This is a genomic window from Methylobacterium sp. A52T, from assembly GCF_053346095.1.
On record NZ_JBKFBI010000230.1, the window covers coordinates 1 to 5,318 of the forward strand.

Genomic DNA, 5,318 nt, shown 5'->3' on the forward strand with positions numbered 1-5,318 from the left:
AGCTCCCGGCCCCGCGCCCCCCCCCCCCCCCGGCCGCGCCCGCGCCCCCCCGCCGGCAGCTGGTCGCGGCGCCACGGGGAGCGGAGCACCACCGCGAAGGTGCCGCGCGCGACCAAGCCGGCGATCACCCGGAAGGCGACGAGCGCGACGCCCGACGGCCGACCGGCATGCTGGCTCGGCATGTTGACGAGGACGCGCGGCATGGCGGGTCTGAGGGCTCCGAACGGGAAGGAGGATCGCCGGCCCGTCAGGCCCGGCCGGCGACCTGGAGGATGATGTCGGCGAGATCGCGCTGCATGCGCTCCGCGCCGTAGCGGGACAGCGCCCGCTCGCGCGCGAGCGCGGTGCGCGCCGTGAAGGCGTCGGGATCGGCGAACAGCGCCGAAAGGGCCGCCGCGAGGCGGTCCGGCCGACGCGGCGGCACCAGCGTCCCGGCCGCGCCGCCGTCGAGGATCTCCGCGGAGGCGCCGGCGTCGGTGGCGATCACCGGCACGCCGACCAGCATCGCCTCGACCAGGGTGCGGCCGAACGGTTCGGGATCGACCGAGGGATGCACGACCGCGTCGACCGCCTGCATCAGCCGGGGGACGTCGTCGCGCTGTCCGAGGAACAGCACCCGGTCCGAGAGCCCGCGCCGCGTCGCGAGCGCGCGCAGGTGCGTCGCGTAGTCATCTTCGCCGAAGAGCGGCGCCCCGACCACGACGCAGCGGAGGTCGGGCAAGGTCGCCAGCGCCTCGATCAGGACGTCCTGCCCCTTCCACGGCGCGAGGCGGCTGAAGACACCGACGAGGGGGCCGTCCGGTAGGCCGAGTTCCGCGCGCAGATCGGCGGCGGAGCAGGGCGCCGGATCGACGTCGAGGCCGTTCGGCACGACGCGGATCAGGGACCGGCGCCCGCCGGCCTCGACGAAGGCCCGCGCGGCGGCCTCGGAGGGAACGATCACCCGGGCGGCGCAGAGATTGGCGAGCCGGATCTGTAGGATGCGCTGCGCCCGGCCGAAATGCGCCCCGTCGAGGATGTCGTGGAGGTGCCAGATCAGGGGCCTCCCGGCGGCGCGCGCGGCCAGCGACGAGAGCAGGAAGGCCTTCTGCGAGTTGGCGTAGACCACGTCGCAGGATCGGGCCGCCCGGGCGATCTCCAGCGCCAGGGCGCCGAGCTGGCCGAGGACCGGCAGCGCGCTCAGCGGTGACACGTCCCGCCGGAGGCCCGCCAGGGCGGACCGGCGGCGCGCTAGGTGGATCTCCAAGCCCTCGTCGCGGAGAGCCGCGGTCAGCGCGCCGTCCTCGAACAGGAAGGCGCTGGAGCCCGCCCAAGTCCGGACGGCGTCGCGGAGCACCAGCTCGGCTCCCGACATCGTGCCGGTATGGCTCACGAACAGGACCCGCGGGCGCGCGGCGATACCGGACCGCGCGGCCTGCGCCCGGTCTAGGAGGCCGCGCTCCGCGAGCGCGTCGGCGGGGAGCACTTCGGTCATCGCGCGCTCGCGGCCGTGCGGGGATCGGGCAGCGGCATCACGTCGTAGGTCGACTGGATGCCCGGGCGGACCATCGTCATGGCGATCCCGAGGACGTGTCCGTCGGCGCGGCGCAGGTTCGCCACGGTCTCGACGGTGTCGGAGAGCTGCGAGCGGCCGTAGCGGGCGCAGCAGAGCACGCCGTCGACGTGGCGGGCCAGCATCGCCGCGTCCATCAGGAGGCTGGTGGGCGGGGTGTCGAGCAGGACGAGGTCGTAGCGGCGGCTCCACTTGAGGAAGTCGGCCATCCGGTCGCCCATCAGGAGCTCGGTCGAGTCGGCCGTCGGAGTTCCCGCGGGGATGACGTCGAAGCGCCCGGCTTGGACCACGGCCTCGGCCGGGTCGATCTCGCCGCGGAGCACGCCGCCGAGGCCGGGGCCGCGGCCGAGCCCGAGGGAGGCCTCGAAGTTCGGGCGCCGCAGGTCGCACTCGACCACGAGCACCCGGCGGCCGCTCGCGGCGCCGATGCCGGCGAGGGCGAAGGCCGTGAACGACTTGCCCTCCCGCGGCTTCGCCGAAGTCACCAAGATGACGCGGGACTTGCCGGCGCCCGCCAGCACGAGATGGGCGTGCAGGTTGCGCAGGACGTTCTGCATCACCGGATCGATCCGCGCCCGCGCCAGGGCCTCCGCGAGGTCGAGCTCGCGCTGCCGCTCGGAGAAGCGGCCGACGAGGCCGGCGGGCTCGAGGCTCGGCAGCTGCGCGAAGACCGGGGCGCCGGTACCGGCCATGAGCTGCGCCGAGGTGCGGACGCGCCGGTCGGTGTAGTCGCGCAGCAGCGCGGCGGCGGCCGCGAGTACGCCCGCGAGCACGATGCCGCCCGCCAGGAGCGGCACGGCCTTGGGGGAGAACGGCTCCTGCGGCAGCTCGGCGAGGCTGACGAGCCGCGTGCTGCCGGTGAGGATGCGCCGCTCGGTCTCCAGCTCGCCCGCCCGCTTGACCAGATCGGCGTAGCGGGTGCGCTTGATCTCGGCGTTGCGCACCATGCCCTCGATCGAGGCCTCGTCGTCCATGGCGGCGGCGGCGTCGGTCTTCGCCGTCTCGAGCTGGGCGCGCAGCGACTTGGCGAGGGCGTTCGAGGCCTCGTAGGACTTGCGCAGGCCCTTGGCGACGTTGCCGATCTCCTGCTCGATCCGCGCGCGCAGGCTCGCCTGCTCGGTCTCGAGCGCGCGGATCACCGGGTGGTTCGCGCCCAGCAGGGTGCTCTGGTTGGCGAGCTGCGCGCTGACGCCGCTGAGCTGCTGCTTCAGCGAGACGATGGTCGGGCTTGCCAGGACGGCCGGGGCGCTGTCGGCGCCGCGGGCACCCTTGGTCTCGATCTCGGAGAGTCTCGCGGCCGCGTCCGCCTTGGCGGTCTCGGCTGCGGCGAGCTGCTGGCTGATGCTGGTGAGCCGCTCCGCGCTGATCGGGGCGAGCGAGCCCTTCAGCAGGCCCTTGCGGCGCCGGAAGGTCTGGATGCGGGTCTCGTCGGCCCGGATCGAGGCGTCCAGCTGGCTGATCTCGGTGTGCAGCCAGTCGGCCGCCGCCTTGCGGCTGGACGCCTGCGCCTCGCGCTGGTCGTCTAGGAAGGCGTTGATCAGGCCGTTGGCCATCGTCTGCGCCGTCTCGGGCAGCGGCGACTTGTAGCCGATGGTGATGATCCGCGAGCGGCCGGAGCTCAGGACCGTGTAACGCTTCTGTAGGTACTCGACGAGCGCGTTGCGGTCGGTCGTGAGCTTCGTGCAGGCGGCGTCCTTCTTCTCGCTGATCCGGTCGGGATGCCCGCCTGTAGCCGCGTAGCGGCACTCGGCCAGCACCGCGGCGACGAGGTTGTCGTCGATCGCGAGGCGCAGGAGCCGCGGCGAGCGGATCACCAGTATCTGGCTCTCTATGTCGGCCGGGTCGCCGATCTTCTGGATCCAGGCCATCGAGGCGTTGTTGGCGCCCGGTTCCGCCTCGGCCACGATCACCGAGCCGCTCGCCACGTATTGCCGCTGGATCATCAGCAGGGCGGTCACGGCGAGGCCGAGGACGGTGGCGAACACCGCCGCGAACAGGTAGCGGCGATGCCAGATCCGGGTGAGGGCCGCGGCCAGCGGACCGCCGCGCGCCGGCTCCTGGGCGAGGGCGCGCACCGGCGTCCGGTCGGCCAGATCGACAGTCAGGAAGGACATGCGGCGCGTCCTCAGCCGACGGCTTCGAGGCGCGGCAGGATCCGCGGGCGCGTTTCACACGCTGCACGGTGCATCGCCATCTGCTCGTCGACGAAGGTCGAGAACCGGCTGCGGAACAGCTCGGCCGAGAACAGCTCGGCCTGCGCCCAGCAAGCCTCGCGGGTGAAGTGGCCCTCCTGCAGCAGGAAGCGCTGGACGCACTCGGCGATCGCCACGGGCTCGGGCAAGTCGAAGAACATCCCGGTACGCTGCGGGCCGCGGGTCTGGACCGTCTCGCGGGCGCCGCCACGACCGAGCGCGAGGACCGGCGTACCCTCCGACGTGGCCTCGACCACGATGATCCCGAAATCCTCCTCGGCCGCGAAGATGAAGGCGCGGGCCGTGGCCATGAGGTGGCGCAGCTCCGCGTCGGGCACGAAGCCGGAGAACGACACGTTCGGCCCCGCGATCTCGCGCAGCCGCGCGGCATCGGGCCCGGTGCCCGCCACCACGAGTTCGAGGTCGGGGAGCAGCGCGAACGCGCGGATCACCGCCTCGACGTTCTTGTACGGCACCAGCCGGCTGGCCACGAGGAAGTGGTTGCCGCGCGGCCCGTCATACCGCTGGCTCGGCAGCGTGATCGGCGGGTGGATCACCTCGGCCGTGCGGCCGTAGACCTTGTGGATGCGGCGGGCGACGAAGGCGGAGTTGGCAACGATCGCGTTGGGACCGGCCGCCGTGCGGAAATCCCAGACGCGCATCCGGTGCAGGATCAGCCGGGCGAGCACGCTCTTCATGCCCGCGTCGCAGCCGCTCTCCCGCAGGTAGGTGTGCTGCATGTCCCAGGCGTAGCGCATGGGCGAGTGGATGTAGGAGACGTGGAGCTGGTCGGGCCCGGTGAGGACCCCCTTCGCCACCGCGTAGCTGCTCGAGATGACGAGATCGTAGGCCGACAGGTCGAACTGCTCGATCGCGAGCGGCATCAACGGCAGGTAGTTGCGGTGCCGCGTCCGCGCGAAGGGCATGCGCTGGATGAAGCTCGTATGCGCCTGGGTGTAGCCCAGCCGCGCCCGGTCCGCTTCGGGAAGGAAGTCGAAGAGCGCGAACACATCCGCGTCCGGATAGATCCGCAGCAGCTGCTCGAGGACACGCTCGGCGCCACCGACGATGTACAACCAGTCGTGAACGATCGCGACACGCATCACAGCTTCCTCGTCGGTGCGCCGGACGCTGGACCATGCATTCCGTCCCGCCGGTCCCGCCGGCGACAGCGGGCCAAGGCACACACGAGAGGGTAATAGCGGCGTGATCTGTAAAAAAGGGGTCACCGCCGCAGCAACAGTCGAAAATAGTGCCTGTTTAGGCGCGAAACGCGGCGTGTAAACTTAATTTTTGCCGATAATTAACGTTAAGCAGAGGGTGTTCTCAGACCTGCAATCTTCGGCATCACTCCTCGTAGGCGCCCGCTGCGCCGGATCGGGACACGGGCGGCGGGGCCCGGCTGCGCGGCCTACGAAGCGGCCGGAACGGGCAGGGGCTCGGGCGACGGCCGCCGGTCGAGCCGGCGCCGCAGGGCCGCGATCACCGGCGTCTCGACATACCGGAACAGCAGTTCGCCGGCGGGGGGCCCCCCCCGGCGGGGGGGCCCCGGGGGCCGGGGGGGGCGCGCGGGG

Annotated in this window: 3 protein-coding genes and 1 pseudogene; all 4 read right to left on the reverse strand. The window is 72.3% G+C overall.

What is annotated here, in order from left to right:
* Positions 1-203 (reverse strand): annotated as a pseudogene (locus ACLBYE_RS29410) (hypothetical protein); the annotation flags it as partial.
* 44 nt (positions 204-247) lie between these two features.
* Positions 248-1,474, reverse strand: a complete 1,227-nt coding sequence (locus tag ACLBYE_RS29415) for a glycosyltransferase (protein ID WP_447696863.1) — start codon at positions 1,472-1,474, stop codon at positions 248-250.
* Positions 1,471-3,666, reverse strand: a complete 2,196-nt coding sequence (locus ACLBYE_RS29420; RefSeq protein ID WP_447696864.1) for a GumC family protein — start codon at positions 3,664-3,666, stop codon at positions 1,471-1,473. The genes ACLBYE_RS29415 and ACLBYE_RS29420 overlap by 4 nt, the downstream gene beginning before the upstream one ends.
* Before the next feature lie 11 nt (positions 3,667-3,677).
* On the reverse strand, positions 3,678-4,847 hold the full coding sequence (locus tag ACLBYE_RS29425) for a glycosyltransferase (protein ID WP_447696865.1): 1,170 nt from the start codon (positions 4,845-4,847) through the stop codon (positions 3,678-3,680).
* Positions 4,848-5,318 lie beyond the last annotated feature (471 nt).

What these genes read in the sequence shown, in the direction of transcription:
- ACLBYE_RS29415 (WP_447696863.1), bottom strand. Translation starts at nt 1,474, where the DNA reads ATGACCGAAGTGCTCCCCGCCGACGCGCTCGCGGAGCGCGGCCTCCTA.
- ACLBYE_RS29420 (WP_447696864.1), bottom strand. Translation starts at nt 3,666, where the DNA reads ATGTCCTTCCTGACTGTCGATCTGGCCGACCGGACGCCGGTGCGCGCC.
- ACLBYE_RS29425 (WP_447696865.1), bottom strand. Translation starts at nt 4,847, where the DNA reads ATGCGTGTCGCGATCGTTCACGACTGGTTGTACATCGTCGGTGGCGCC.